Origin of the sequence: Tistrella bauzanensis (genome assembly GCF_014636235.1) — a bacterium.
GTDB classification, from domain to species: Bacteria; Pseudomonadota; Alphaproteobacteria; order Tistrellales; family Tistrellaceae; genus Tistrella; species Tistrella bauzanensis.
Genome location: NZ_BMDZ01000048.1, coordinates 19,751 through 43,977, shown reverse-complemented (window position 1 = coordinate 43,977; position 24,227 = coordinate 19,751). Strand labels below are relative to the sequence as shown.

Here is a 24,227-nt window from a genome sequence, read left to right as displayed (position 1 = left end):
TCGACGCTGTCGGCGGCCTTGATGGTCAGGCTGCGGGTCGAGGCATTGCCGGAGAGCCTGATCGTGTCGGTGCCGGCGCCGCCAATAAAGCGGTCGGCATCGAAGACGCCGACGACTTCAAAGATATCGTTGCCCAGGCCGCCATCCATGGTGTCGTTGCCTGTGCCGCCATGGAGAACGTCGTTGCCGGCGAGGCCGATCAGGATGTCGTCCCCGGCCCGACCCTGGAGCACGTCGTTTGCGGACGTGCCGATGATGCGGTCGGCGCCGGTGCCGCCCGTTATATTTGCCATGGAGATATGCCTCGACAGATGATGTTGCCATCAAGAAACGAGACGTGTTCGTCATGGCCCCGGGGTGCGGAAGAATTGCGGGCACAGAGCGATCTGACGCTCATCCGGCATGATGGTGGTGCCAGATAGCCATATGGTAACCTTGGTTTGTGTCCGTTTGAAGAACTATCTGAGGTTATGGTGCGACCGGTGCGGCCGACCCGCCCAGCGCCTGATAGAGCGTGATCATCGCACGCAGTTCCTCAAGCCGGTTCTCAAGCAGGTTGAGTTCGGCCGTGCGGCGGGTTTCCTGGGCATCCAGCCAGACTTGAAGCGTCACGGCACCGGTGCGATAGCGGGTTTCATAGATCGCTTCCGCCGCACGTGCGGCTTCGAGAGCCGCCTGCAGGCGGACGGCGCGCGCGGCACGCTGTTCGCGTGCCGAGAGTGCATTTTCGGTGTCGGCGAAGGCCGCATACAGGGTCTGGCGGAAATTGGTGACCGATTCCTCGAACACAGCCTCGGAGACCCGGATGTTGAGATCGCGTTCGTTCCAGTTCAGGAACGGTAGAGCGAGGTCCAGGCCCAGACTGGCCACCGGATTGGCCAGCAGGTCGCGCAACGCGACGCTGCTGCCGCCGACACTGCCGGTCAGCGACAGGGTCGGCAGATAGCTGGCGCGGGTGGCGTCGATATCGGCAAGGTTGCTGCGCAGCCGCAGTTCGGCGGCCTTGATATCGGGCCGGCGGGCCAGCACCGCGGCCGGCAGCCCGGCCGGAATCGCGGGCAGGGCGCCGTCTGGCAGTCGGTCGCGGGCCAGATCGACCGGCGCCGGCGGGCCGTCGAACAGGATCGACAGGGCGTTGTCGGTCTCGACCTGCTGCTGGATGATCAGCAGCCTTGCGGCTTCCTGGCTCTCGATGGTCTGACGGGCCTCATAGACATCCAGTTCCGACACGGCACCGGCGCGATAGCGCACGTCGACGATGTCGGCAATGCGTCGGGCATAGGCGAGGCTGGCATCGGCCAGCGCCAGACGCTGGGTCAGATAGACATGGGTCCAGTAGAGATCGGCGGTGGTGCCGGTGAGGGTGAGGGCGGTGGCCTCGCGGTCCTGTTCGGTTGCAAGCGCCTCGAACCGTGCTGCGTCGAAGGTGCGGCCCAGGCGGCCCCAGAGGTCGAGTTCATAGGAAACGGTGAGGTCGGTTGAATAGCTGGTCGCACTGGTGTCGGAGCCGAACCGCCGATCGCGGGCGACCGAGCTGCTGGAGCCGAACTGCGGCAGAAGATCATCCTCGGCCAGACCCGCCTGCAACTGTGCCCGGCGCACGCGGATTGCCGCGGCGGCCAGGTCGTTGTTGCGGGCCAATGCCTGAGTGACCAGGGCATCCAGCGCCGGATCATCGAAGACCCGCCACCAGCCATCTGCGCTGACCGCGGCAGCATCGATCGTGGGGGCGGCGCCGGTGGCCGGTTGGCCCTGCGCCCAGTGCGTCGGCACGGTGACGGCGGGGCGGGCATAATCGGTGTCGATCAGCCCGCCGCAGCCGGCAAGCGTGGTGGCGAGCAGCACCGCAAGAAACGACCGGAAGTGCCGCGTGGTCATGTTTCCGTCCATGGTCGTGATGGTCCTGTCCATGGTCATTCCCGCGCCAGCGCGTCGACCGGGTCGAGGCGTGCGGCGCTGCGGGCAGGCAGGAAGCCGAAGGCGACGCCGATCAGCGTGGAGCAGGCGAAGGCGGCGACGATCGAGGCTGTGGAATAGACCATGGCGACACCGCTGCCGGCCAGAATGGCCCCGATGCCATAGGCAAGGCCGACGCCGAGCGCGCCGCCCAGCAGGCAGACCAGCACGGCCTCGATCAGGAATTGCAGCAGGATGTCGCCCTGGCGCGCGCCCACGGCCATGCGCACGCCGATCTCGCGGGTGCGTTCGGTCACCGAGACCAGCATGATGTTCATCACCCCGATACCGCCCACGATCAGTGAAATCAGCGCGATCATCGAGACCAGCAGGGTCATGGTCTGTGTGGTGCTCTCGATGGTCTGGCGGATCGTGTCGGTGTTCATCATAAAAAAGTCCCGGACCCCGTGGCGACGGGTCAGCAGAGCCTGGATGTTGCGCTCGGCCACATCGGTCGCATAGTCGTCGGCCACGCGCACGGTGATGCGTTGCAGATAAGACTGTCCCAGCACCCGGCTCATCGCCGTCGTATAGGGGATCCAGACGTTCAGCGAGTCCGAGCCGCCGAAGGAATTTTCCTGCGGCTCGGTGACCCCGATGATCCGCGCCGGCACGTCGCCCAGAAAGATCACCTGCCCGACGGGATCGCCGCCATGGGGGAACAACTGATCGCGGGTGTTGCTGTCGATCACCACCTCCTGGCTGCGGCGTTCGATGCTGGCATCGTCGAAGGGCTGACCGGCAGCCATGGTGTGGCCGCGCACCCGGAAGAATTGCGGGCCCACACCCACCACCTGGGCGGTGATCGAGATATTGCGATAGCGCAGCGTGGCGCTGCTCGACACCTGCGGCGTCACGCTGTCGACATAGGGCTGGCCGGCCAGGGCCTCGGCATCGGATGGCACCAATGTCCGCACACGGCCGGCACGGGTGTCGCCGAAGCTCTCCCCCGGCATGACGTCGATGGTGTTGGTGCCGATCGACGAGATGCTTTCCAGAATCTGCTGCTGCGATCCGGCGCCCAGCGCCACCACCGACACCACCGAGGCAATGCCGATGATGATGCCCAGCATGGTCAGGAAGGTGCGCAGCTTGTGCGCGATCATCGCCCTGACCGCCATGCGGAAGGCTTCGACATGGCGCCCCAGCCCCAGCCCCTTCGGCTGCGCCGCCGGCAGCGGCCGCGCGGTTGCCGGGGGAAGGTCGGGCTTGCGGGTGTCGGCGATGATCCGGCCGTCGCTGATCTCGATCACCCGGTCGGCCACCGCGGCGACCTTGGGGTCGTGGGTGACGATGATGATGGTGTGGCCCTGCTGGTGCAACTCGCCCAGCAGGTTCAGCATCTCTTCGCCGCTGCGGCTGTCGAGCGCGCCGGTGGGTTCGTCGGCCAGGATCACGCGGCCGCCATTCATCAGCGCGCGGGCGACACTGACCCGCTGCTGCTGGCCGCCCGACAACTGGCCGGGTCTGTGGTTCATGCGATCGGCCAGCCCCAGCCGGGTCAACAGATCTGCCGCCCGTTCGCGGCGCGACCGGCGGTCGCGGCCGGCATAGACCGCCGGGATTTCGACATTGTCGAGCGCGGTCAGGGTCGACAGCAGGTGATAGCGCTGGAAGATGAAGCCGAAATGCTCGCGGCGCAGTTCGGCCAGATCGTCGGCCTCAAGCTCGCGGGTGTCGCGACCGGCGATGCGGTAGGCGCCGGCGCTGGGTCGGTCCAGGCAGCCCAGAATGTTCATCAGGGTCGATTTGCCCGACCCCGAGGCGCCGATGATCGCCACCATCTCGCCGGCCTGGATGGTCAGGTCGATATCCTGAAGCACGGCGACCATGCGGTCGCCGGCCGGGAATTCCCGACGCAGGCCCCGGATGGAGAGCAGGGGTTGCGGACCCGTCGCGGTGCCGAGTCCGCCCTGGGGCATGAGATTGGTCACGGGCTCAGAACCCCATCGGTCCGCGCCGCTGGCGCATCTGCATATTGGTGCCCAGGGTCGCGGTGTTGGCGGCAACGATCCGCTCGCCGGCCTCCAATCCGGTCAGCACCTGGGCCTGAACGTTGTTGTCGATGCCGATCGTCACCCGGCGCAGCGCGATGCCGCCATCGCTGTCGACCACCTGGACGTTATAGCTGCCATCCGCGGCTGGAGTGCCCAGCGCCGATGACGGGATGACCAGCGAAGCCGGCGCCCGGCTGATCACGATCGAGACCTGGGCGGTCATCGAGATGCGCAGCTTGTGGTCGGGGTTGGGCACATCGAACAGGGCGTCGTAATAGATCGCGGTGCTGCTGCTGGATGATGACGAACTGCTGCTGGAGGATGAACTGCTGCTGGTCTCGGTCTCGATCGATGGAGGGGCGGGATAGACCGTGCGCAGTTCCGCCTCATAGCGGTTGTCCGGCTCACCCAGAATGGTGAAATAGACCGGCTGGCCCGGCTTGACCCGCACGACATCGGCCTCCGACACCTCGGCGGTGACGGTCATGGTGTCGAGCTGCGCCAGTTTCACGATGGTCGGCGTGGTCTGATTGGCATTGACGGTCTGGCCCTCCTTCACAATCACCGCCACGACGGTGCCGCTGATCGGCGCGGTGATCCGGGTATAGCCCAGATCGACCTTGGCGGTGTCGGCGGTGATTTCGGCCTGGGCGATCTGGGCTTCCAATGCCGCGAGCTCGGCGCGGGTGGTGGCGACGGTGGCCTCGGCAACCTCAAGATCGGCGCGGGCGCCGGCATTGCCGGCCATCAGGGCGCGTTCGCGTTTCAGCGCCAGTTCCGCCTGTTTCAGCGAGGCGCGCTTGGCGACATGCTGGGCACGGACATTGGCAAGGGCAGCTTCGGCATTGCGCAGGGCGTTCTGCTGGGTCAGTGAGTCGATCTCGGCGATCAACTGGCCTTCGGTGACCTCATCGCCGACATCCACGGCCAGCGTCTTGATCTGGCCGGAGGCCTGGGCGCCGACGCTGACCAGATTGGCGGCTTCCAGCGTGCCATTGGCCAGAACGGTGTCTTCAAGATCGGCGACCCGGACCTGCACCGTCGGCGGCGGGGCGGGGGGCGCCTCGGGGAATGCATAGACCCAGGCGCCATAGCCGGCGGCGGCAAGAAGAAGCAGGATGACCGGAAGACGGAAGGCGCGCAGGCGCCGTGAAACCGGTCTGGAACCAGGGGAGGATGTCGACACGTTGAACGCGCTCGCTTCATTGATCGGCGGCACAGCATACCCATACTCCGGGAGGTGTGGGGTAATGGCTGTGCATCTGATACGTAAAACCTGCGTAAACCCGACGCGTGCGCGGTGACGCGGCCGGCTGCCCGTGTATATCGTGGCCTCCGAGATGCCTGATGCGAGGACCAGATGCCGGCCGTGCCTATCCTGATGATCGATGACGATGCCGAGCTTGGCGCGATGCTGACTGAATACCTCGCCGCCGAGGGGTTCGAGACCACCGTGATGCTGACCGGCGAGGCGGGGGTGGCCGCGGCGCTGGGCGGCAGCTTCGCGGCGGTGATCCTGGATATCATGCTGCCACGGATCGGTGGGCTCGACGTGCTGCGCCGGATCCCCCATGCCAGCCGGGTGCCGGTGATCATGCTGACCGCGCGCGGCGACAATGTCGACCGGGTGGTCGGGCTGGAACTGGGGGCCGACGACTATGTGGCCAAGCCCTGTTATCCGCGGGAACTGGTGGCCCGACTCCGCGCGGTGCTCAGGCGCACGGATGCCGCGTCGATGATCAGCCCGTCGGTGCTGGTCCTGGCCGGCATCCGGCTGGAGCCCGATGACCGCCGGGTGACCATCGACGGCCAGGATGCCGAACTGACGGTGACCGAGTTCAACCTGCTGGAGCGGCTGTTGCGCGCCGGCACCCGGGTGATATCGAAGGATGAATTGTCGCGCGAGGTTCTGGATGGCCGCACGAACCCTATGACCGCAGCCTGGATGTGCATATGAGCCATCTGCGCCGCAAGCTTCAGGATTATGGCGCCGACGACACCCTGTTCGAAACCGTGCGCGGCATCGGCTATCGCGTGCGGCAGGATTGACCGCCATGAACAGGGTTACGGCGGGATTGTCGGCAATGCGCGGGCGTCTGTTCTGGAAGATCCTGTCGGGCTTCGCCATCACCTTCTTTCTGATGGTCGAGGCGTTGTGGCTTCTGGTGATGCTCTATGGCGAGCCGCCGCGCCCGGTGCGGGATCTTTATACCACGCGGATCATTCCCGGTGAGTTCGCGACGGCGGCGATGATGCTGCGCCAGGGCGGTCTGCCTGCCTTCGACGACTGGCTGGCCACCCAGCCTGCTGCGACACGGGCCGCGCTGACCGTGACATCGCCCGCGCCGGGCACTATGCCGCGAACCTCGATGCAGGTCGGGCGTGACGTGGCCACGCTTGATGTCGTGGCGGCTGATGGCGCGATCTGGCGCCTCTCGCGTCGGATGATCGACTTCATACCGCGTCCGCCGGATCGCGGCCCTCTGCATATCCCGCCCGATGTCATGCTGATGGGGGCTGCCGGCGGGCTGTTGTTCAGCGCGGTGCTGGCCTGGTATCTGACCCGGCCGATCCTGCGCCTGCGCGACGGGTTCGAGCGGCTGGCGCGGGGCGAACTGAGTGTGCGGCTGGGCGCATCCATGGGGCGCCGACGTGATGAACTGGCCGATCTGGCCCGCGATTTCGATGTCATGGCGGCGCGTCTTCAACAGACCGTGTCGGCACGCGACCGGCTGCTGCACGACGTGTCGCATGAGCTGCGATCACCACTGGCCCGGCTTCAGATGGCGGTGGGGCTGGTGCGGCAATCCCCGGCAAGGATCGACAGCACGCTGGCCCGGCTGGATCTGGAAACCGCCCGGTTGAATGCCATGGTCGGCGAGTTGCTCACTCTGTCACGGGTGGAAAGCGACATGCCGCGCCATGAGGATTATGTCGACCTGCATGGCCTGGTCGCATCGGTCACCGGTGATGCGCGCTTCGAAGCCGGGCCGCTGGCCGTGACCGTGGAAAGCCGGATCACGCCTGCCGCCACGCTGTCGGCCACCGGCATGATCGTGAAGGGCAGCGCCGAACTGCTGCGCCGGGCGATCGAGAACGTCATCCGCAACGCCCTGCGTTTCTCGCCGCCAGGTGGCACCGTGCTGGTGACCGTGGGGGTCGATGACGCCAGCCGCTGCCATGTTCTGACCGTGGCCGACAGCGGCCCCGGCGTGGCGCCGGAACTGCTGGCCACCATGTTCGATCCGTTCGTGCGCGGTGTCGACGGCACGGCTGCTGCCGGGGCCGGCCTGTCGGGGCAGGGCTATGGCCTGGGACTTGCCATCGCCCGGCGGACGATCGAGGCCCATGGCGGCAGCATCACCGCCCGCAACCGGCCGGAGGGCGGGTTGGCGGTGGTGGTGATCCTGCCCTGGACGATGGAGGCTTGAGGCGCCGGCGATGACCCGCCGGTTCGTCAGTCCTGAAACGCCGCCATCACCGCATCGAGCACCGGCCGGATGCGGGCGGCGCGGTCGGGGCGGAAGCTGAAGGGCGGGCCGTCTTCATCCATATAGGTGGCCTGGACCAGTTCCATCTGCACGGCCTCGACGCCCTCGGCCGGGCGGCCGTAATGGCGGGTGATATGGCCGCCGACGAAACGGCCGTCGGTGACGGCGGTGAAGCCCGCGGCACCGGCCGCGGCGTCGAGAGCCGCGGCGACCCGTGCGCGTCGCGCCGGATCCACGCTGGTGCCGCGGGCGGTGCCGAGATTGAGGTCGGGCAGCCGCCCATCGAACAGCCGGGGCACGGTGCCGCGGATCGAATGCGCGTCCCAGAGCAGGGCGTGACCATGGGTTTCGCGCACCCGTGCCAGTTCGGCTGAGAGGGCGTCATGATAGGGCTGCCAGCAGGTGGCGACGCGACCGGCGATTTCGGCATCATCCGGTTCGTCGCCCGCATGATAGAGCGGGCCGCCATCGAACAGCGTCGTCGGGCAGAGCCCGGTGGTCGCCTGCCCCGGATACAGGCTTTCGCCCGAGGACGGCCGGTTGAGGTCGATCACATAGCGCGACAGTCGGGCGGCAATGATCGTGGCGTCGAAACGCTGCGCGAAATCGTAGAGCAACGGGATATGCCAGTCGGTGTCGGGCAGGGCGCGTGCCGCGTCGGTCAGCCGTGCGGCCATGCCCGGCAGCAGGTCCGTGCCGCAATGGGGCATGCTGATCACCAGCGGCGACCCGCCGCGATGGAGCGTGAACACCGGGTCCGAGGCCGTGGCAGGGGCAGGGTCGGTTGGTGTGGAGGTCATCGGGTCAGGCTCCGCTGGCATCGAGGGTGAGGCTGGTCAGATCGCAGAACCGGCCATCCCGGACCATACGGCCGGCGGCGGCAAGATCGGGCGCGAAATAGCGGTCGGTGTCATAGCGCGGCACCTCGGCGCGGATGCGGGTCATGGCTGCCTCGACCGCCGCCGCCGCGCGCAAGGGACGGTGGAATTCCAGCCCCTGTGCCGCCGCCAGCAATTCGATCCCGACGACGTCGGCGACATTGTCGGCGATGTCGCCCAGCCGTCGGGCGGCAAAGGTCGCCATGCTGACATGGTCTTCCTGATTGGCCGATGTCGGCAGGCTGTCGACGCTGGCCGGATGGGCGAGGGACTTATTCTCCGATGCCAGTGCCGCCGCTGTGACATGGGCGATCATGAAGCCTGAGTTCAAGCCGGCATCGGCAACCAGGAAGGCGGGCAGGCCGCTGATCGAGGCATCGATCAGCATCGCGATCCGGCGCTCGGCCAGGGCGCCGATTTCTGAAGCGGCGATGGCAAGCTGGTCGGCGGCCATCGCCACCGGCTCGGCGTGGAAATTGCCGCCCGAGATCACCTCGCCCGTGTCGGTCATCACCAGCGGGTTGTCGGTGACGCCGTTCGCCTCGATGGTCAGGGTGCGCGCGGCCATGCGCATCTGATCGAGCACCGCCCCCATCACCTGCGGCTGGCAGCGCAGCGAATAGGGATCCTGCACCCGATGGCAGTCGGGGCCCTGATGGGCGGCGTTCAACGGACTGTCGGCCAGCAGGGCGCGATAGGCGCCGGCGGCATCGATCTGGCCGGTCTGGCCACGCAGGGCGTGAATGCGCGGGTCGAAGGGCTTGTGGCTGCCCATCACCGCCTCGACCGCGATCGCGCCCGAGACCAGCGCCGAGCGGTAGCAGCGTTCGATCTGGAACAGCCCGTCGAGGGCGAGGGCGGTGGAGACCTGGGTGCCATTGATCAGCGCCAGACCTTCCTTGGCGCCAAGCTCGATGGGTTCAAGGCCGGCATGAGCCAGACCGGCTGTGGCGTCCATGCGGGCGCCGTCGACCGTCACCTCGCCGATGCCCAGCAGCACGCCGCAGAGATGCGCCAGCGGCGCCAGATCGCCCGAGGCGCCGACAGAGCCCTTGGACGGGATCACCGGCAGCACGTCGGCCGCATGCAGCCGCAACAGCGCCTCGACCAGCGCCGGGCGGATGCCGGATGCGCCGACCGCGAGGCTCGCGGCCTTGATCGCCAGGATCAGCCGCACGACCGGTGCCGACAATGGCACGCCCACCCCGGTCGCATGCGACAGGATCAGGTTGCGTTGCAGCCGGGCAAGGTCGCCGGCCGCGATCCGCTTCTGTGCCAGCTTGCCGAAGCCGGTGTTGATGCCATAGACGGCCTCGTCGCCGGCGGCGATGGCGGCGACGATGTCGGCCGAGGCCGTCATGCGGCCAATGGCGCCATCATCCAGCGTCAGCGCCGGGCGCCCGGACCAGATCCGGCGCAGGTCGTCGAGCGTCATCCGGCCGGGGGCGAGCATCAGGCGGTCGGCATCGGCAGTGGCGGTCATGCGTGCAGCCTTTCCAGCGTGGCCCGAAAGCGGCGGGCGATGAGGTCTTCGTGGGCATGACGACCATTGGCGACAACCTGCCGGCCGCCAACCAGGACGTCGCGGACCAGCGGCCGGTTGCCGGCGAAGATCCAGCCATCGAGAATGCCGTCGCCACGGCGGGCGACCATCAGCGGATCATCGGCGTCGAGCACCACGATATCGGCGCGCAGGCCGATGGCGATGGCGCCCGCATCCAGCCCCAGCGCCTGCGCGCCGCCCCGGGCTGCGGCCGTATGCAGGTGCTGTCCGGTGGCGCGGCCGGGGCCGCCGGCCAGAACGGTGCGCCGACCGCTGATCAGGCGCTGGCCATATTCCAGCAGCCGGAGTTCTTCAACCGGGCTGACCGAGATGTGGCTGTCCGATCCGATGCCGATCCGGCCGCCCTCGGCCATGAAGGCTTCGGCCGGGAACAGGCCGTCGCCCAGATTGGCCTCGGTGGTCGGGCACAGCCCGGCAACGGCGCCGCTGGCCACGATCCGGCCACGTTCGGCATCGGTGATATGGGTGGCGTGAACCAGGCACCAGCGCTCATCGACACCCGCCTGATCGAACAGGACATCGACCGGCCGTCGGCCGGTCGCGGCCAGACAATCCGCCACCTCCTGTGGCTGTTCGGCGATATGGATATGAACCGGGCCCTGCGGTCGTGTCGCCAGCACCCGCGCCAGCAGATCGGCCGGCACCGCGCGCAGCGAATGCGGCGCGATGCCGACGACCAGATCGTCATCGCCTGATGCAAGGGCGTCGAGCCGCGACACCAGTGCCAGGAACCGGTCGCTGTCGAGAATGAAGCGACGCTGACCATGACCGGGGGGCTTGCCGGCAAAGCCACCGGCCGCATACAGCACCGGCAGCATGGCCAGGGCGATGCCGGTCTCACGGGCGGCGGCGATCGCCCGCAGGCTCATCTCCGCCGGATCGGCATAGGGCCGGCCGTCGATGTCGTGATGCAGGTAATGGAACTCGCCGATCGCGGTGAACCCGGCCTTCAGCATCTCGACATAAAGCTGGCTGGCCACCGCCTGGAAATCATCGGGCGTCATACGATCCAGCGCCGCATACATGGCGCTGCGCCAGCTCCAGAAACTGTCGCCTCCATCGCGGCCGGCGCGTTCGCCGAAGCCGGCGATGGCGCGTTGATGGGCATGGCCATGCAGGTCAGGCATGCCCGGCACGGCATGGCCGGTCAGCACCAGATCAGCGCCGGCCGCAGCCGCGGCATCGCCGGTGCCGATGGCGGCGATCCGGCCACGGCCATCGATGGTGAGGGAAACGTCATGCGCCCAGCCATCGGGCAGCAAGGCGTGTTTCAGGAACAATCTGCGCATCGGCCTCGCTCCGAGTTTGCCATAGACAAGCCTATACAATCTTAGACAAGGCTGGCAAGATTGTTCCCACAAACCGGCTCGTTCCGATATGTCTGCACCACGGAGAGGCACCATGACCGACAGCCCGCGCTGGGACCGCATCTGGGTCAACATCCATGCGGCCACCATGGTCGACGATGCGGCGGGGGGCGCCTATGGCGCGATCGGTGATGCCGCCGTGGCGGTCCTGGGCGACCGGATCGCCTGGGTCGGCGCCATGCACGATCTGCCCGACCTGCCGGCACGGCTGGCGGCGGAGGTGATCGATGGTCGGGGCGCCTGGATGACGCCCGGGCTGATCGATTGCCACACCCATCTGGTCTATGGCGGCAGCCGGGCGTTGGAATTCGAGGCACGGCTGAACGGTGCCTCCTATGAAGACATCGCCCGTGCCGGCGGCGGCATCCTGTCGACCGTCACTGCCACGCGTGGTGCGGACGAGGATCGACTGGCGGCGATGGCCTTGCCCCGTCTGGATGCGCTGCTGGCCGAGGGCGTGACCACGATTGAAGTCAAATCGGGCTATGGCCTTGAAACCGACACCGAATTGAGGATGCTGCGCACCGCGCGCCGACTGGGGCGGATGCGGCCGGTGGATGTGCGCACAACTCTGCTGGGCGCGCATGCGCTGCCGCCTGAATTCGCCGATGATGCCGAGGCCTATGTCGATCTGGTCTGTGACGAGATGATCCCGGCGGCGGTGGCGGCGGGGCTCGCCGATGCGGTGGATGCGTTCTGCGAGCGGATCGGCTTCACCGCCGGTCAGACCCGGCGGGTGTTCGAAGCCGCCCGCCGCCACGGCCTGCCGGTGAAGCTGCATGCCGAACAGTTGAGCGACCAGAAGGGCGCGATGCTGGCCGCCGGCTTCGGCGCCCTCTCGGCCGATCATCTGGAATATGTCGACGACGACGGCATCGCCGCGATGGCCGCGGCCGGAACGGTGGCGGTGCTGCTGCCGGGCGCGTTCTATATGCTGCGGGAGACGCAATTGCCGCCGATCGCGGCCCTGCGCGCCGCCGGGGTGCCGATCGCGATTTCCACCGACTGCAATCCCGGCACCTCGCCGGTGACGTCGTTGCTGCTGATGCTGAACATGGCCTGCACCCTGTTCCGCCTGACGCCTGAAGAGGCGCTGGCCGGCGTGACACGGGTTGCGGCCCGGGCGCTGGGGCTGGCCGATCGGGGCCAGATCCGCGAGGGCATGCGGGCCGATCTGGCGTTGTGGCGGATCGAGGCGCCGGCCGCCCTGTCGTATATGGCCGGCTTCAACCCGTGCATCGGGGTGGTGCGGGCAGGCGTGCCGCGTGATCCCCGCCATGGCTTTCCGGTATCGGCTGGCGGAGGCGATGCCGCATGACCCAGGCACTCTATCGCCGGATCAAGGAGGCGATTCGCGCCCGCATCCTGGCCGGGGAATGGGGCGAGGGTTTCCAACTGCCGTCCGAACACCGGCTGCTGGAGGAATTCGGCGTCAGCCGGATGACCGTGCACCGGGCCTTGCGGGAACTCACCGATGACGGGCTGCTGACCCGCGTGCAGGGGGTGGGAACCTTCGTTGCCGGCCGCCGGCCGGGTGTCTCGGTGGTGGAATTGCGATCGATCGCCGACGACATCGCCGAACGGGGAAATCGCCACGCGGCGGCGGTTCATGCGCTGGACGAGGTACGGGCCGATGCGATGCTGGCGCGGCAGATGAACCTGCCCGAAGGCGCCAGGCTGTGGCATTCGGTGGTGCTGCACACTGAAAACGACGTGCCGATCCAGCACGAGGAACGCTGGGTCAATCCGGCGATGGCGCCGGATTATCTGCGGCAGGATTTCACCAGCACCACGCCCACCGCCTATCTGCAGGCGCTGCATGCGGGGCCCGATGTCGAACATGTCATCGAGGCGACGCTGTCGTCCCGTGTGGTCGCGCGCCTGCTGGGTATTGCCGCGGGCGATCCATGCCTGCGGCTGACCCGCCGCACCTGGGTGCAGGCCCGTGTGGTGACGCTGGCGGTGATGACCCATCCGGCCAGCCGCTATCGTCTGGGCACGCGGTTCCGCGCCGGCCCCGGATCGATGCCGCTTGCGGCCGGGTTCTGACCGGCGTCAGCCGGCCAGCCGTGCCAGCAGCCGGCCCATGCCCCTGATCACCGCCGCCGCGACGGTGCGGCGGCGCGGACCCAGAATCGCATCGGTCGGCCCCCGGCCCTCGATCGCCAGATGCCGGCCCAGCGTGCTGCCGAAACCCGCCAGCCAGACGGCCGAAAAGCGGTTGAGCCGGCCCAGAATGCGGCGCATGTCGACATACATCACCTGGACGGTTTCGTCGCTGTCGGGATGTTTCTTGGTCAGCGGCAGGCGGCGCCCACCCACCGCCTCGTAGAGCGGTGCCAGTTTGGGAATGGCGTCAAACAGCATGTAGCGGGCGCCCAGCGACAGCGACAGGCGCTCCACCTCGCGGAACAGGTCATAGCGGATGCGGTTGCCGCGGAAGTCCGGATGGACGACCAGCCGGGAAATCTCGACGAAACCGCCCTCCCAGAACTGATCGGGCACCGGCACCTGCGCCTGCAATTCGCTGCGGCTGCGGTCGCCATCATTCAGCACCAGCCGTGCGGTCGCGATCGGCTTGTCGCCCAGGATCGCCAGGAACACGATCGACGATGCGTCCAGATGATCGGCCCAGTCGGCCGGCTCGCGGGCCTCGGGCCTGCGGCCGAAAAAGCGGTTGGCGTCGCGGCGCAGACTCCAGGCTGCGACCAGATCGGCACGGGATGCCACCGGCACCACCCGCAGATGCCGCATCAGCCCGCGTGGCCGCAGGCCATAGGTCCACAGGCCATGGATGCCGAAACCGGGCGCCGTGCAGGTGGCCAGGATCGCCGCCCGGTCCACGGCCTGTCGGTCGGCCATGCGCAGCACGATGCGTGTGGTCGCGGCGGCGATACCGTCCGCCGGCACCGGGCCGGCGGCAACCAGCCGGGCGGTCATCCGGAACGGCGTCGCCCATGGGCGGGTGACGGTCAGGGTCAACAAAGTGCCAGGCACCAGCAGGGCCGGGGGGCCTTCGACATCGGCGACGGTCTCGTAGGGGCCGATCGCGGTAATATGGGCGGGGAAGGCGCGCCGGTTCAGGCTGCGGCCATCGATCATCGCCGGTAGCGCCGTGGCCAGCCGTGGCAGCCGGTCGATCAGCGGCTGGCAGTCGCTGGTCGCAAGCCGGATCAAGCCGGCCTCGCCATCGATATCGACCAGCACCATGCGCAGCGGGTCGAGACGCCGTCGCCAGATCGCCGACCCGTCGACCCGTGGCACCAGGCCGATGGCCGTCGCCGGATCGGCCAGCCGGCTCAAGACCGGGCCACTGAGCGGTGCGCGCGCCGCTTCGAACATCCAGGCCGGATGCCAGACCGGATGATCGCCGCCATCCGCGCGGGCCGGTGCGATCCGCAGGCGGCCGGCGACGATCAGATCACCGATCACCAGCCGGGCCGCGACATGATGCACCGGCGGCAATGGCACGATGCTGTCTGGATCCTCGACCGGGTGATGATGCACATCCATGCGGTCGTCATGCAGAGCCATGTCCGGTTGGGGTTCGGCGGCTGTGACCGGCAGGTCGATCAGGGTCATATAGTGCAACTCCAGGCCGAAGGGGCATTCGCTGCGGCAGCTTTCTGGAGGGAAATCCTAGCGTATTTCTCTTCCTGGTTGACGAAGAAAAGTGAAACACGAAACCAGCCGTGTCACATTATGATTGTTCAAGCCGCAGCCCCGGGAGGTGATGATGGCAGTACAGATCAGACGTGCGGTCGAAAGCGACATGTTCGGCGTCTACAAGCTGCTGCGCGGATCGACTCTGAACGCCCGCGGTCTGCCGCTGGATGCGCGGCGGCGGATGTTCCAGCCGCTGTGGGGTGGTGATGAAGGCTATTACGGCTATCTGATGGAAGACGGCGGTGCGGCTGGCCAGGGGCGCGAGGTGATCGGCTTTCTGGGCACCCTGTTCACCACCCGCGAGATTGCCGGGCGCCACGAGGATTTCTGCGAGATCCACAGCTGGTATGTCCGCGACAGCCACCGCGATGAAAGCCTGAACCTGCTGTTGCCGGTGATCGGCATGCGCAAGCGCACCATCGTCAATCACACACCGACCCAGACGGTTTACGATATCAGCGCGCGGTTCGGGTTCAAGGATCTGGAAACCGGGGTGGTGGCGTTCTATCCGATCCCGGCGACCCTGCGCCGGCCCGATATCGCCACCGGCGACTGGCGGGTGCCCGACCGGCTGGATGCCGCCTCGCTGAAAGTCTATGCCGACCACCGCGACATCAGATGCCTGCATGTGGTGATCGACGACCCGATGGGGCCGCCGGTCTATGCCTTGTTCAAAACCGTGCGTCGGCGCTGGTTCGAACCGTTCGGCCGGCTGATCCACACCAGTGATCCGGCGGCCTTCGCGCGGCTGGCGGGTGGCGTGGTCTGGCGGCTGTGCCTGAAGAACCGCTGGCAGGCGGTGATCGCCAATCAACTGGTCTTCGAGGGGTTGGAGGTTCCAGGCGTGGTGCGCAAGGTACCGCGAGAGGTGCCCTCGCAATTCCGCTCGAAGACGCTGGAGGCAAAAGACCTCGATCAGTTGTGCTCACAGCCTTTGCTGCAGGGCTATCGCCTGCATTGACCCGTGCCGGGGCGCACATCGGGACCTGGGCGTCACTCAGTCGCCGCGTCACTCAGTCGCGATCGGCCATCGCCGCTGCCTTCAGCGGCAGCGGCCGGCCGCTGCCGCTGGCCGGCTGGCGGTGTGGCATGGTCGCGCGCGCCGGCTGGGGCATGGCGATGGTGCCCGCCTGGTCGATAGCCGCCTGGTCGATAGCCGACCGGCTGATCGCCGGCCGATCGAGGGTCGCTGCCGGTGCGGCAATCTCGGCCGGGGCAGCCGCGTCGCGCGTCGCCGGCACGGCTGTGGTCTCGGCAGTCCCGGCGTCGACCGCGTCGATTCGGAAGCCTTCGACCATCCGGGCCAGTTGGTCGGCATCGCCGATCAACTCGGCCGCGGCCTCGGCGCTGGTGCGGGCGGCGGCGCGGTTGGCGGCGGATGCCGCATGCAACGCGTCCAGTTCCCGCGTCATCAGATCGCCGGCATTGCGTGCATCGGCCACCGCCTGGGCGACCTCGCCGGCGGCATGGGCCACCTCGGCGCTGCTGCCGGCAATCTCGCTGGCGGCGCCGGCCTGATCCGACACGGCACCGGCAATGGCGACCGCGGCACCATCGGCGCGGCGCACGGCTTCGGCAATCCGCTCCATGCCGGCCTCGATACGGCTGATGCGGGTTTCCAGATCGGTCATGGCGGCCACGACCTCGCCGACCACCGATTGGCTGGCGACGATCTTGGCGCCGATATTCTCGGCGGCGTCGGCCGACTGGGCGGCAAGCCGCTTGACCTCTGCGGCCACCACGGCGAAGCCGCGGCCGGCCTCGCCGGCGCGGGCGGCTTCGATCTGGGCGTTCAGCGCCAGCATGTGGGTCTGCTGGGCGATGTCGAGGATGAGTTGATTGACCGATCCGATGCCGCGGCTGGATTCGTCCAGCCGTCCCACCGAGCGGGTGGCGTTCCGGGCGGCGGCGGCGCCATCGGCGACCACCTGGCCCACGGCGCGGCCCTCGGCGACCGCCGCCTGCATGGCGTCGGTCACCGCCCGGGCATGGCCGTCGAGATTGCGGTTGGCATCCACGATCCGCTGGACCGCATCGGATGCGGCGGCGGCGCTGGCGCTCAATTCCTCGGCGACCGACCCCAGCCCCGACAGCACGCCCATCGCCTGACCGGCGGCATCACGCGCGCCGGCGGCGCGGGCATCGGTCTCATCGGCGGCCATGCCCAGCCGGCCGCCCATCCGGTCCAGATCGCGCGAACGGACGGCAAGAGAGGCGCCCACGCCACGCACCCGGCCCAGATCGCCGCGCAGCCGCGCCAGCATATGGTCCAGATCCCGCGCCATCGCGCCGATCTCGTCCCGGCGCTGGCTGGCATGGGTGGTGCCATCGGCACGCTCCGCAACCAGATCGCCATCGGCGGCGCGGGCCAGAACCGCGCGCATGCCGCCGATCGGGCGGGTCACGGCGCGGCCGATCAGCAGCCCTGCCAGCAGGGCGGCCACGGCGGCCACCACCGCCAGCGCGATCATCATGAACCGGGTGTCTTCGGTGGCGGCAGCTTCGGTGGCGCCACGGCTGTCGGCAGCCGATGTCAGATCCTGGCGGCTTGCCGCCAGCAGGCTGGCCGCACGCGGGCCTAGCAGATCGACGGCATCGGCCCGCCGGGTCGCCACCTGTTCGCCCAGGCTGCGCAGGGTCTTGGCATCATCGGCCAGGGTCTTGCGGGCGGCGGCGATCGCCGACAGCGTCTCCAGCCGGCCTGGATGCATCATCTTCAGTTCCAGCGACAGGATCGCGCGCCGTGTCTCGGCCAGCGCCGCATCCATCGCATCGGCATGGGCGGCATCGCCTGAGGCGATGAACAGCCCGGCTTCCTCGCGCGCGGTCAGCAGGAAGCGCTGGATCACCGCCGCCTGATAGGCCGATTGAATGTCCTGATCGATATAGCTGTCGCGGATGATGTCGGTCAGCCCGGCTTCCGACTGCTTGAAGGCCGGCTCCATCCGGTCGCGCCACAGCCCCGCGCGGGCCAGTTCCACCGTTGCCAGATCCTCGACCGCGGCCGCAAAGGCGGCAGTTGCCGTGGATACCGCGTCCGAGGCACTGCCCAGTCTGTCGATATGGCCCTCGGCCGCCCGGACATGGCCGCGGAAGGCGTCCAGTCGTGCCGGATCGCCGGTTGCCACCAGCAGGTCGGCGGCAGCACCGGCGGCCGTCAATTCTGCTTCGGCGGCAGCCATCGCGCGCGCGGCGGCGATGTCGTCCTTGTACAGTGCCAGGCCGTGTCCAGCCCGGTCGAGCGCCACGACCGCCGCACCGAAGCCGGCGACGGCCAGAACCAGCAGAACGGCAAAGCCGATCATGAGCTTGCGACGGATGGTCATCGGCGACATGCTCCGCTAACGCGTGAAGAGCCCGCAGCACAGGGCGGGGCCGATGCAGATTGCACCGACCAATCTCGTCAGACGTATAGACCGATCGTGACAGGCTGATGTCAGCGCAATGACGTTTGCGGAATTTTGTGCGGTGCGGCAGAAAAGCCGCGGCCTCAGCCCCGGTCGAGCACCCGGCCGGGTGACATGATGCCGGCGGGGTCGATCACCTGCTTCAACCGTTCCATCAGGCCGACCTCGACCGCAGAGCGATAGCGGCGCAGATCGGCGGTCTTCAGCCGGCCGACGCCATGTTCGGCTGAAAAGCTGCCGCCCAGTTCCGCCACCAGATCGTGGACCGCATGGGCGATCTCGTCCCAGCGTGCCAGGAAATCCTGGTCGGACATGTCGAGCGGGCGGCTGACATTGAAGTGGATATTGCCGTCGCCCATGTGGCCGAAGGGGCAGAGCCGGGCGCCGGGCACGATCGACAGCACCAGGGCCGTGCCGCGGGTGATCAGGGCCGGTACGTCGGACACCGGCACCGACACGTCGTGCTTGATGCTGGCGCCTTCATGCTTCTGGGCTTCCGACAGGCCTTCGCGCAGGCTCCAGAAGCCGTGACGCTGGGCCTCGGATCGGGCGAGGGCGGCGTCTTCCACCATGCCGGCCTCCAGCGCCTCGGCCAACAGGTCTTCCAGCAGGTCGTCGAGGGGGATGGGGCCGGCCAGTTCGATCAGCACGAACCACGGCCCGTCGGCGGATGGCAGCGGATGCATCATGCCGGGCAGGTGGCGGAGCGCGAAGCCGAGCGGCATGGCGTTGATCAGCTCGAAGGCTTCCAGCAGATCGCCGGCATGGTCGCGGGCGCGGGCGAACAGGTCGAGCGCCGCATCGGCGGATGGCAGGGCCACGAAGGCGGCGGCCCGATGGCGCGGCATCGGTGCCAGGGTCAGGGCGGCGGCGGTGATGATGCCGAGCGTGCCTTCGGCGCCGGCGAACAGGTGGCGGAGCGCATAGCCGGTGTTGTCCTTGCGCAGCCGGCGCAGACCGTGCCAGATCCGCCCGTCGGGCAGCACCACTTCCAACCCCAGCACCAGATCGCGCATGCTGCCGTATCGCAGCACATGCACGCCGCCGGCATTGGTCGAAATCAGCCCACCGATCCGCGCGCTGCCTTCGGATGCCAGACTGAGCGGGAACAGCCGTCCGGCCTCGGCGGCGGCAGTCTGAACATCGGCCAGGATGCAGCCGGCTTCGGCGATCATGCTGCCGCCGGCGGGGTCGATGTCGCGGATGCGGTTCATACGAGCCAGACTGACCAGAAGCTCGGTGCCGTCCTCGCTGGGGACGCCGCCGCCGACCAGACCGGTATTACCGCCCTGGGGTATGATGGCAATACCAGCCTCGGCCGCCAGCCCGACCACCGCGGCGACCTCGTCGGTACTACCCGGCATGACCACGGCCGGGGTATGACCGGTCCACAACCCCCGCCACTCCTTCAGATGCGGCGCCATCATGGCGGGATCGTCCCGCCAGCCCCTGGGGCCGACGATCGCACGCATCCGCTCCAGAACATCGGGAGAGGGGGCGGGGCGGGCAGTGGCGGCGGGGCGGTCGGCGGGGGACATGGGCGATGGCTTTCCGTATCGCGAAACGCGGAGGGACGCTGCATTGCGGGGCTGGCGGCGGCGCACGGGACGCATTAGATTGCGCGCCATGACGTTGCATCTTGTCAAACTGGCCGTCGGGGTCAACTCGGTCGAGCATCTGGCCGCCCTGCAGACCGCAAGGCTGGCCGAGGCCCGTGACGCCGGCCGGCCGCCGGTTCTGGTCCATGTCACCCGCCAGATGCCCCGCGATGTCGCCGGGCTGCTGGATGGCGGTTCGATCTATTGGGTGATCCGCGGCCTGATCGCCGTGCGCCAGCGCCTGACCGCCATCGAGCCGGTGGAGGGCGGCGACGGCATCCGCCGCTGTGCCCTGGTGCTGGACCCGCAACTGGTCGAGGTGGAGACGGTGGCGCGCAGACCCCATCAGGGCTGGCGCTATCTGAAGCCGGAAGACGCGCCGCCCGATCGCCGTGCCGGCAGCGTGGAAGGCGGCGATCCGGCGCTTGCCGCCGAACTCAGGGCGCTTGGTCTGCTGTAAAGGCGCCGAGGATGTCGATCTCGTCCAGTCCGGCGATCTCGTCCATTCCGGCGTCGTCCATGTCATCCGCGGCCGACCGGGGTGTCGTCGTGGCCGGAAGGATGACGGCGATCGTGGTGCCCTGGCCGACGGCGCTTTGAATGTCGAGCCGGCCGCCATGAAGCTCGGCAAAGGTGCGCGACAGCGGCAGGCCCAGCCCGGTGCCGGCATGGCGGCGCGACAGACTGCTGTCGATCTGACCGAAACGGCTGAGGGCGACCGGAATTTCGTCGGCGCTCATGCCGATGCCGGTATCGGTGACGGTGAAGCGGACATTGCGGCCGACCGTATCGGCCCGAAAACCCAATTGCACGCTGCCACCCGCCGGGGTGAACTTGACCGCGTTCGACAGCAGGTTGAGCAGGATCTGGCGCAGCCGCCGGCGATCGCCGCGGATGCTGGCGGCATGCTCCGGCAGATCCACCACCAGATTGACGCCGGCCTGATCGGCGCGCGGCGCGATCATGCGGGCAGCCTCTCGCGCCAGCATCAGCGGGTCCAGCGGCTCCAGGTCGAGTGGCAGGCCGGTGGCGTCGGCCTTGGCGATATCAAGCAGGTCGTTGATCAGCGACAGCAGATGTTCGGCCGAGCCATGGATGTCATGGACATATTCCAGATAGCGGGGATGCCCGATGGCGCCCAGCATCTGGGTCATGATGATTTCCGAGAAACCCAGAACCGCATTCAGCGGCGTGCGCAGTTCGTGGCTCATATTGGCGAGGAAAGCGCTTTTCGCCGCGTTGGCGCGCTCCGCCTCCTCGACCGCCAGATCAAGCGCGCGGTTGCGCTCGGCCATGCGGGCGACCAGCCGGCGCATCACGTCGAGCGCCGTTCCCACCCCCAGATAGCGGCCGGCGCTGGTGACCACGAAACCGGCGGAGAACGGACCGCCGCCGGCGGCGGTGATCTCGGCACCCAGACCTTCGATACCCAGACCCTCGTCGATCGTGAGGGGCGCGGTGGTCATCAACTCGCGGATCGGGCGCCGTGCATAGAGGTCGCGGATGAACGGCCGCGCGAATTCGTAAAGCAGCTGGGTGCGGCCGACCAGCCCGATCGGCTTCATATGGTGATCGACCACCGCCAGTGCCGGCAATGCCGGATCGCGGATGAAAAGATCGACGACATCCAGGCAATGCGTTTCCGGACCGATCGGGGTGGCCCGGATGGCAATGGCCCCGGCATGCCAGTCCGGCCGGTGGGTCGAGGTGATGTGATCGTCGAGGCCGGCCATGCGGCCCCCCCGGACATCAGCCGGGGCGGCCAGCGCGCGTTCGATCAGCCGGTCGAGATCCTGTTCCCGCGCATGTCGCATCGATAACGGGCCCTTGGCCATCATGGAGTCCGCCACACTATGCCGGCTTGATGTCGGTGTGATGACGGTCGCGTGGCGTTTCCCCGGCGAGGCCCGCCTGCGGGCCGGCCGGCATCGATGCCTGTGGTCGCGGTGCGGCGGCCCGGCCGAGCCGGTCGCCGAGCGCGCCGAGCAGATCGGCCGCATCGGCATTGCCGGCGGCCGCCGGCCGCCGGTCGAGCGGTGCGACCGCGATGCCATCGATGTCGTCGAGGGCATCGGCTTCACGCAGCCGGGCATAGAGCCGGCGCGCGGCTTCCACCGGATCGGCGTTGACCGACAGCGGCAGCACGGCGGCAAAGCCGGCCGGCGGCGGACCGAAGGCCAGCAGAACCTCGCGATGTCCGGGAAGCGGCGCCGCAGCATTCAGCCGCACCTGGCGGCGCGGCGCATAATGGCTGCCCAGCATGCCGGGTGACGGCAAGGCAGTGTGGCCGTCGTCGCGGCCACCATCAATGGCGGGTGCACCGTCAACCGCATCCGCCCCGATCACCCGGCGCAGCATCGAGAGGGTGACGGCACCGGGCCGCAGCACCCGCAGCAGCGGTCCGCTGAGGTCGATGACGGTCGATTCGACGCCGACCCGGCAGGGGCCGGCATCGAGCACGGCGGCGATCCGGCCATCGAGATCGGCCAGGACATGATCGGCGGTGGTGGGGCTGACATGACCGGAGCGATTGGCGCTGGGCCCGACGAGCGGCCGGCCCGCGGCGCGGATCAGGCGGCGGGCCACGGTCAGAGCCGGCACACGCACGGCAAGCGTCGGTCCGCCGGCCGTGGCGGCATCGGCAATCGGGCAGTCTGGCCGGCGTGGCATCACCATGGTCAGCGGTCCGGGCCAGAAGGCCGCGGCAAGCCGGACCGCGCGCTCATCGGCCCGCACCAGCGCCAGGGCGGCATCGGCATCGGCCGCATGAACGATCAGTGGGTTGCGCGACGGCCGCCCTTTGGCCGCATAGACCGCGGCCACAGCCGCATCCGAGGTGGCATCGGCACCCAGCCCATAGACCGTCTCGGTTGGAAACGCCACCAGCGCCCCTGACCGCAGCAGAGACGCCGCCTGATCGATGGTCACCTGATCGATGGGCGCCTGATCGACAATGGCGGTATCGTCGTCACCGGTGCCATGGGCGGCGACCCGCAACCGGCGGGTGGCCGGGACCGTGCGGGCGGCATCGCCTACGGCGGATGCGGTCGTGCCGGCGGATGCCGGATCTTCGGTATGGTTGGTCACCGGGTGGTCAGTCGGTCTTCTCGCCGAACAGCGCCTTGAGATAGGCGTGCTGGAGATCGGCGATGTGGCGCTGAAGGTCGGCCAGATCCTGGCCGATCATCTCGATGACCGCCAGGTCGTTGTCCATGCTCTCGCCGCCCTCTTCCGACCAGCGGCGGGACAGCAGGGTCAGGGCGTCGTGTGCCGCCTTCTCGTGATGGCGCTGCCCTGAGCCCAGAGCATCGATGCGCTCACGGATGAAGGTCAGGCTCTCATTGGCGCTGAGCATGTCGGTCTCTCCGCACGAGGCAGGCCGCGGGCGCGGCTTGGCATGACGATCGTTCGCAGACTATGCCGGTACCGGGCGGGCGGCGCAACCTCGCCCGGATGGCTGCGCGCCTCTGTCACGCCGGTTTTTCGCGCGGATGCGCAAACCGGGCGCAGTCGGGCTTTGACAGTGTACCTTTGGCGCGAGATCGTGACGTGTCCGGTGTGTCATCGCGGCCGGCGGCAACGACATGAGGTATCCGAGGATGATCCTGACCATCGCGCAGCAGAAGGGCGGTGCCGGCAAGACCACGCTGGCGGCACAACTGGCCGGATGCTGGGCCGCACGCGGCAGGCGTGTCGCGGTGGTCGACATCGATGATCAAGGCAGTCTGGCCCGCTGGGCCGCCTGGCGGGCCGAACGCAGCCCGGAACGGCCGGCGGTGACGGCGCGGGCACTGTCGGGCTGGCGGCTGGACGGCGAACTTGCCGGGCTGGATCGCGACCATGACGTGGTGATCGTCGATACCCCGCCTGAGGCCGAGAACGACGCCCGTCGTGCCGTTCGCGCCGCCGATCTGGTGCTGGTGCCGGTGCAGCCGAACCCGTTCGATGTGGGTGCTACCCGCCCGACGCTGGATCTGGCCCGGGCCGAAAAGCGGCCGGTCCTGCTGATTCTGAACCGGGTGGCGCCGCGGGCGAAACTGGCGCAGACCATGATCGATGCCGTGATGGGCCTGGGCATGCCGGTGGCCGATACCCGCTTTGCCAACCGCACCGGTTTCGCCGCATCGCTGGTCGACGGGCTGTCGGTGGTGGAAGCCGAGCCACGGTCTGCCGCTGCCCGTGAAGTGGAGGCGCTGATCGCCGAGATCGAGGCGGCGGTCGGCCGATAGCACCGTCTGATCCGCAGGCGGGACGGAACGGCTGCCGGCATGCTGGCGCTGACATGCCGGTTGCCGACGTGCCG

19 protein-coding genes and 1 pseudogene are annotated in these 24,227 nt (G+C 68.4%); 7 read left to right on the top strand and 13 right to left on the bottom strand.

Annotation, left to right across the window (positions count from 1 at the left end; genetic code table 11):
• The 4 genes from IEW15_RS17890 to IEW15_RS17875 form a co-directional block, all read right to left on the bottom strand.
• A partial coding sequence (locus IEW15_RS17890) for a calcium-binding protein (protein WP_408999446.1) occupies positions 1–293 on the bottom strand: 293 nt, incomplete at its 3' end.
• A gap of 175 nt (positions 294–468) precedes the next feature.
• On the bottom strand, positions 469–1,878 hold the full coding sequence (locus tag IEW15_RS17885) for an efflux transporter outer membrane subunit (protein WP_229708240.1): 1,410 nt from the start codon (positions 1,876–1,878) through the stop codon (positions 469–471).
• Positions 1,879–1,913: 35 nt separating this feature from the next.
• Positions 1,914–3,878 (bottom strand): MacB family efflux pump subunit, encoded by a 1,965-nt coding sequence (locus IEW15_RS17880; protein WP_188580411.1) that lies wholly within the window; start codon positions 3,876–3,878, stop codon positions 1,914–1,916.
• A 16-nt stretch (positions 3,879–3,894) separates the two neighbouring features.
• Positions 3,895–5,139, bottom strand: a complete 1,245-nt coding sequence (locus IEW15_RS17875; RefSeq protein WP_229708236.1) for an efflux RND transporter periplasmic adaptor subunit — start codon at positions 5,137–5,139, stop codon at positions 3,895–3,897.
• Between the two features lie 174 nt (positions 5,140–5,313).
• Here IEW15_RS17875 and IEW15_RS17870 point away from each other — a divergent pair.
• Both IEW15_RS17870 and IEW15_RS17865 read left to right on the top strand, forming a co-directional pair.
• A pseudogene (locus IEW15_RS17870) lies at positions 5,314–6,002 on the top strand (response regulator transcription factor).
• A gap of 5 nt (positions 6,003–6,007) precedes the next feature.
• Entirely contained in the window at positions 6,008–7,384 is a 1,377-nt protein-coding gene (locus IEW15_RS17865; protein WP_229708233.1) for a HAMP domain-containing sensor histidine kinase, read from the top strand.
• A gap of 26 nt (positions 7,385–7,410) precedes the next feature.
• Here IEW15_RS17865 and hutG read toward each other — a convergent pair whose 3' ends face one another.
• The 3 genes from hutG to IEW15_RS17850 are packed head-to-tail and all read right to left on the bottom strand — an operon-like array spanning position 7,411 to position 11,175.
• On the bottom strand, positions 7,411–8,244 hold the full coding sequence (gene hutG, locus IEW15_RS17860; protein WP_188580398.1) for an N-formylglutamate deformylase: 834 nt from the start codon (positions 8,242–8,244) through the stop codon (positions 7,411–7,413).
• Positions 8,245–8,248: 4 nt separating this feature from the next.
• The gene (gene hutH / locus IEW15_RS17855; protein WP_188580397.1) at positions 8,249–9,805 is read right to left on the bottom strand and encodes a histidine ammonia-lyase; all 1,557 of its coding nucleotides are present in this window, start codon (positions 9,803–9,805) and stop codon (positions 8,249–8,251) included.
• The gene (locus IEW15_RS17850) at positions 9,802–11,175 is read right to left on the bottom strand and encodes a formimidoylglutamate deiminase (protein ID WP_188580395.1); all 1,374 of its coding nucleotides are present in this window, start codon (positions 11,173–11,175) and stop codon (positions 9,802–9,804) included. The genes hutH and IEW15_RS17850 overlap by 4 nt, the downstream gene beginning before the upstream one ends.
• Positions 11,176–11,287: 112 nt before the next feature.
• Between IEW15_RS17850 and hutI the strand changes: the two genes are divergently transcribed.
• Positions 11,288–12,571 carry an imidazolonepropionase gene (gene hutI, locus IEW15_RS17845; RefSeq protein ID WP_188580392.1) on the top strand — a complete coding sequence of 428 codons (1,284 nt, stop codon included), beginning with the start codon at positions 11,288–11,290 and terminating at the stop codon, positions 12,569–12,571.
• On the top strand, positions 12,568–13,302 hold the full coding sequence (gene hutC / locus IEW15_RS17840; protein WP_188580390.1) for a histidine utilization repressor: 735 nt from the start codon (positions 12,568–12,570) through the stop codon (positions 13,300–13,302). The genes hutI and hutC overlap by 4 nt, the downstream gene beginning before the upstream one ends.
• Before the next feature lie 6 nt (positions 13,303–13,308).
• Here the strand turns inward: hutC and IEW15_RS17835 are convergent, their stop codons facing one another.
• Positions 13,309–14,835, bottom strand: coding sequence for a GNAT family N-acetyltransferase (locus tag IEW15_RS17835; RefSeq protein WP_188580389.1), 1,527 nt, complete (start codon positions 14,833–14,835; stop codon positions 13,309–13,311).
• A gap of 154 nt (positions 14,836–14,989) precedes the next feature.
• Between IEW15_RS17835 and IEW15_RS17830 the strand changes: the two genes are divergently transcribed.
• Positions 14,990–15,880, top strand: coding sequence for a hypothetical protein (locus IEW15_RS17830; RefSeq protein ID WP_188580387.1), 891 nt, complete (start codon positions 14,990–14,992; stop codon positions 15,878–15,880).
• A 52-nt stretch (positions 15,881–15,932) separates the two neighbouring features.
• Here the strand turns inward: IEW15_RS17830 and IEW15_RS17825 are convergent, their stop codons facing one another.
• Complete coding sequence (locus IEW15_RS17825; protein WP_188580384.1) at positions 15,933–18,245, bottom strand: methyl-accepting chemotaxis protein; 2,313 nt, start codon at positions 18,243–18,245, stop codon at positions 15,933–15,935.
• A 164-nt stretch (positions 18,246–18,409) separates the two neighbouring features.
• Positions 18,410–19,864, bottom strand: coding sequence for an FAD-binding oxidoreductase (locus IEW15_RS17820; protein ID WP_188580383.1), 1,455 nt, complete (start codon positions 19,862–19,864; stop codon positions 18,410–18,412).
• 88 nt (positions 19,865–19,952) lie between these two features.
• Between IEW15_RS17820 and IEW15_RS17815 the strand changes: the two genes are divergently transcribed.
• Positions 19,953–20,384, top strand: a complete 432-nt coding sequence (locus IEW15_RS17815; RefSeq protein WP_188580381.1) for a DUF1489 family protein — start codon at positions 19,953–19,955, stop codon at positions 20,382–20,384.
• Here IEW15_RS17815 and IEW15_RS17810 read toward each other — a convergent pair.
• The 3 genes from IEW15_RS17810 to IEW15_RS17800 are packed head-to-tail and all read right to left on the bottom strand — an operon-like array spanning position 20,362 to position 23,279.
• Positions 20,362–21,738, bottom strand: a complete 1,377-nt coding sequence (locus tag IEW15_RS17810) for a sensor histidine kinase (protein WP_188580379.1) — start codon at positions 21,736–21,738, stop codon at positions 20,362–20,364. The genes IEW15_RS17815 and IEW15_RS17810 overlap by 23 nt on opposite strands.
• A 37-nt stretch (positions 21,739–21,775) precedes the next feature.
• The gene (locus IEW15_RS17805; protein ID WP_229708232.1) at positions 21,776–23,011 is read right to left on the bottom strand and encodes an L-threonylcarbamoyladenylate synthase; all 1,236 of its coding nucleotides are present in this window, start codon (positions 23,009–23,011) and stop codon (positions 21,776–21,778) included.
• Positions 23,012–23,018: 7 nt separating this feature from the next.
• Positions 23,019–23,279 carry a hypothetical protein gene (locus IEW15_RS17800; protein WP_188580378.1) on the bottom strand — a complete coding sequence of 87 codons (261 nt, stop codon included), beginning with the start codon at positions 23,277–23,279 and terminating at the stop codon, positions 23,019–23,021.
• Positions 23,280–23,523: 244 nt separating this feature from the next.
• Between IEW15_RS17800 and parA the strand changes: the two genes are divergently transcribed.
• On the top strand, positions 23,524–24,153 hold the full coding sequence (gene parA / locus IEW15_RS17795) for a ParA family partition ATPase (RefSeq protein ID WP_188580376.1): 630 nt from the start codon (positions 23,524–23,526) through the stop codon (positions 24,151–24,153).
• Positions 24,154–24,227: the final 74 nt, after the last annotated feature.

What these genes read in the sequence shown, in the direction of transcription:
- IEW15_RS17885 (WP_229708240.1), bottom strand. Translation starts at nt 1,878, where the DNA reads ATGACCACGCGGCACTTCCGGTCGTTTCTTGCGGTGCTGCTCGCCACC.
- IEW15_RS17880 (WP_188580411.1), bottom strand. Translation starts at nt 3,878, where the DNA reads ATGCCCCAGGGCGGACTCGGCACCGCGACGGGTCCGCAACCCCTGCTC.
- IEW15_RS17865 (WP_229708233.1), top strand. Translation starts at nt 6,008, where the DNA reads ATGAACAGGGTTACGGCGGGATTGTCGGCAATGCGCGGGCGTCTGTTC.
- hutG (WP_188580398.1), bottom strand. Translation starts at nt 8,244, where the DNA reads ATGACCTCCACACCAACCGACCCTGCCCCTGCCACGGCCTCGGACCCG.
- hutH (WP_188580397.1), bottom strand. Translation starts at nt 9,805, where the DNA reads ATGACCGCCACTGCCGATGCCGACCGCCTGATGCTCGCCCCCGGCCGG.
- IEW15_RS17850 (WP_188580395.1), bottom strand. Translation starts at nt 11,175, where the DNA reads ATGCGCAGATTGTTCCTGAAACACGCCTTGCTGCCCGATGGCTGGGCG.
- hutI (WP_188580392.1), top strand. Translation starts at nt 11,288, where the DNA reads ATGACCGACAGCCCGCGCTGGGACCGCATCTGGGTCAACATCCATGCG.
- hutC (WP_188580390.1), top strand. Translation starts at nt 12,568, where the DNA reads ATGACCCAGGCACTCTATCGCCGGATCAAGGAGGCGATTCGCGCCCGC.
- IEW15_RS17835 (WP_188580389.1), bottom strand. Translation starts at nt 14,835, where the DNA reads ATGACCCTGATCGACCTGCCGGTCACAGCCGCCGAACCCCAACCGGAC.
- IEW15_RS17830 (WP_188580387.1), top strand. Translation starts at nt 14,990, where the DNA reads ATGGCAGTACAGATCAGACGTGCGGTCGAAAGCGACATGTTCGGCGTC.
- IEW15_RS17825 (WP_188580384.1), bottom strand. Translation starts at nt 18,245, where the DNA reads ATGACCATCCGTCGCAAGCTCATGATCGGCTTTGCCGTTCTGCTGGTT.
- IEW15_RS17820 (WP_188580383.1), bottom strand. Translation starts at nt 19,864, where the DNA reads ATGTCCCCCGCCGACCGCCCCGCCGCCACTGCCCGCCCCGCCCCCTCT.
- IEW15_RS17815 (WP_188580381.1), top strand. Translation starts at nt 19,953, where the DNA reads ATGACGTTGCATCTTGTCAAACTGGCCGTCGGGGTCAACTCGGTCGAG.
- IEW15_RS17810 (WP_188580379.1), bottom strand. Translation starts at nt 21,738, where the DNA reads ATGCGACATGCGCGGGAACAGGATCTCGACCGGCTGATCGAACGCGCG.
- IEW15_RS17800 (WP_188580378.1), bottom strand. Translation starts at nt 23,279, where the DNA reads ATGCTCAGCGCCAATGAGAGCCTGACCTTCATCCGTGAGCGCATCGAT.
- parA (WP_188580376.1), top strand. Translation starts at nt 23,524, where the DNA reads ATGATCCTGACCATCGCGCAGCAGAAGGGCGGTGCCGGCAAGACCACG.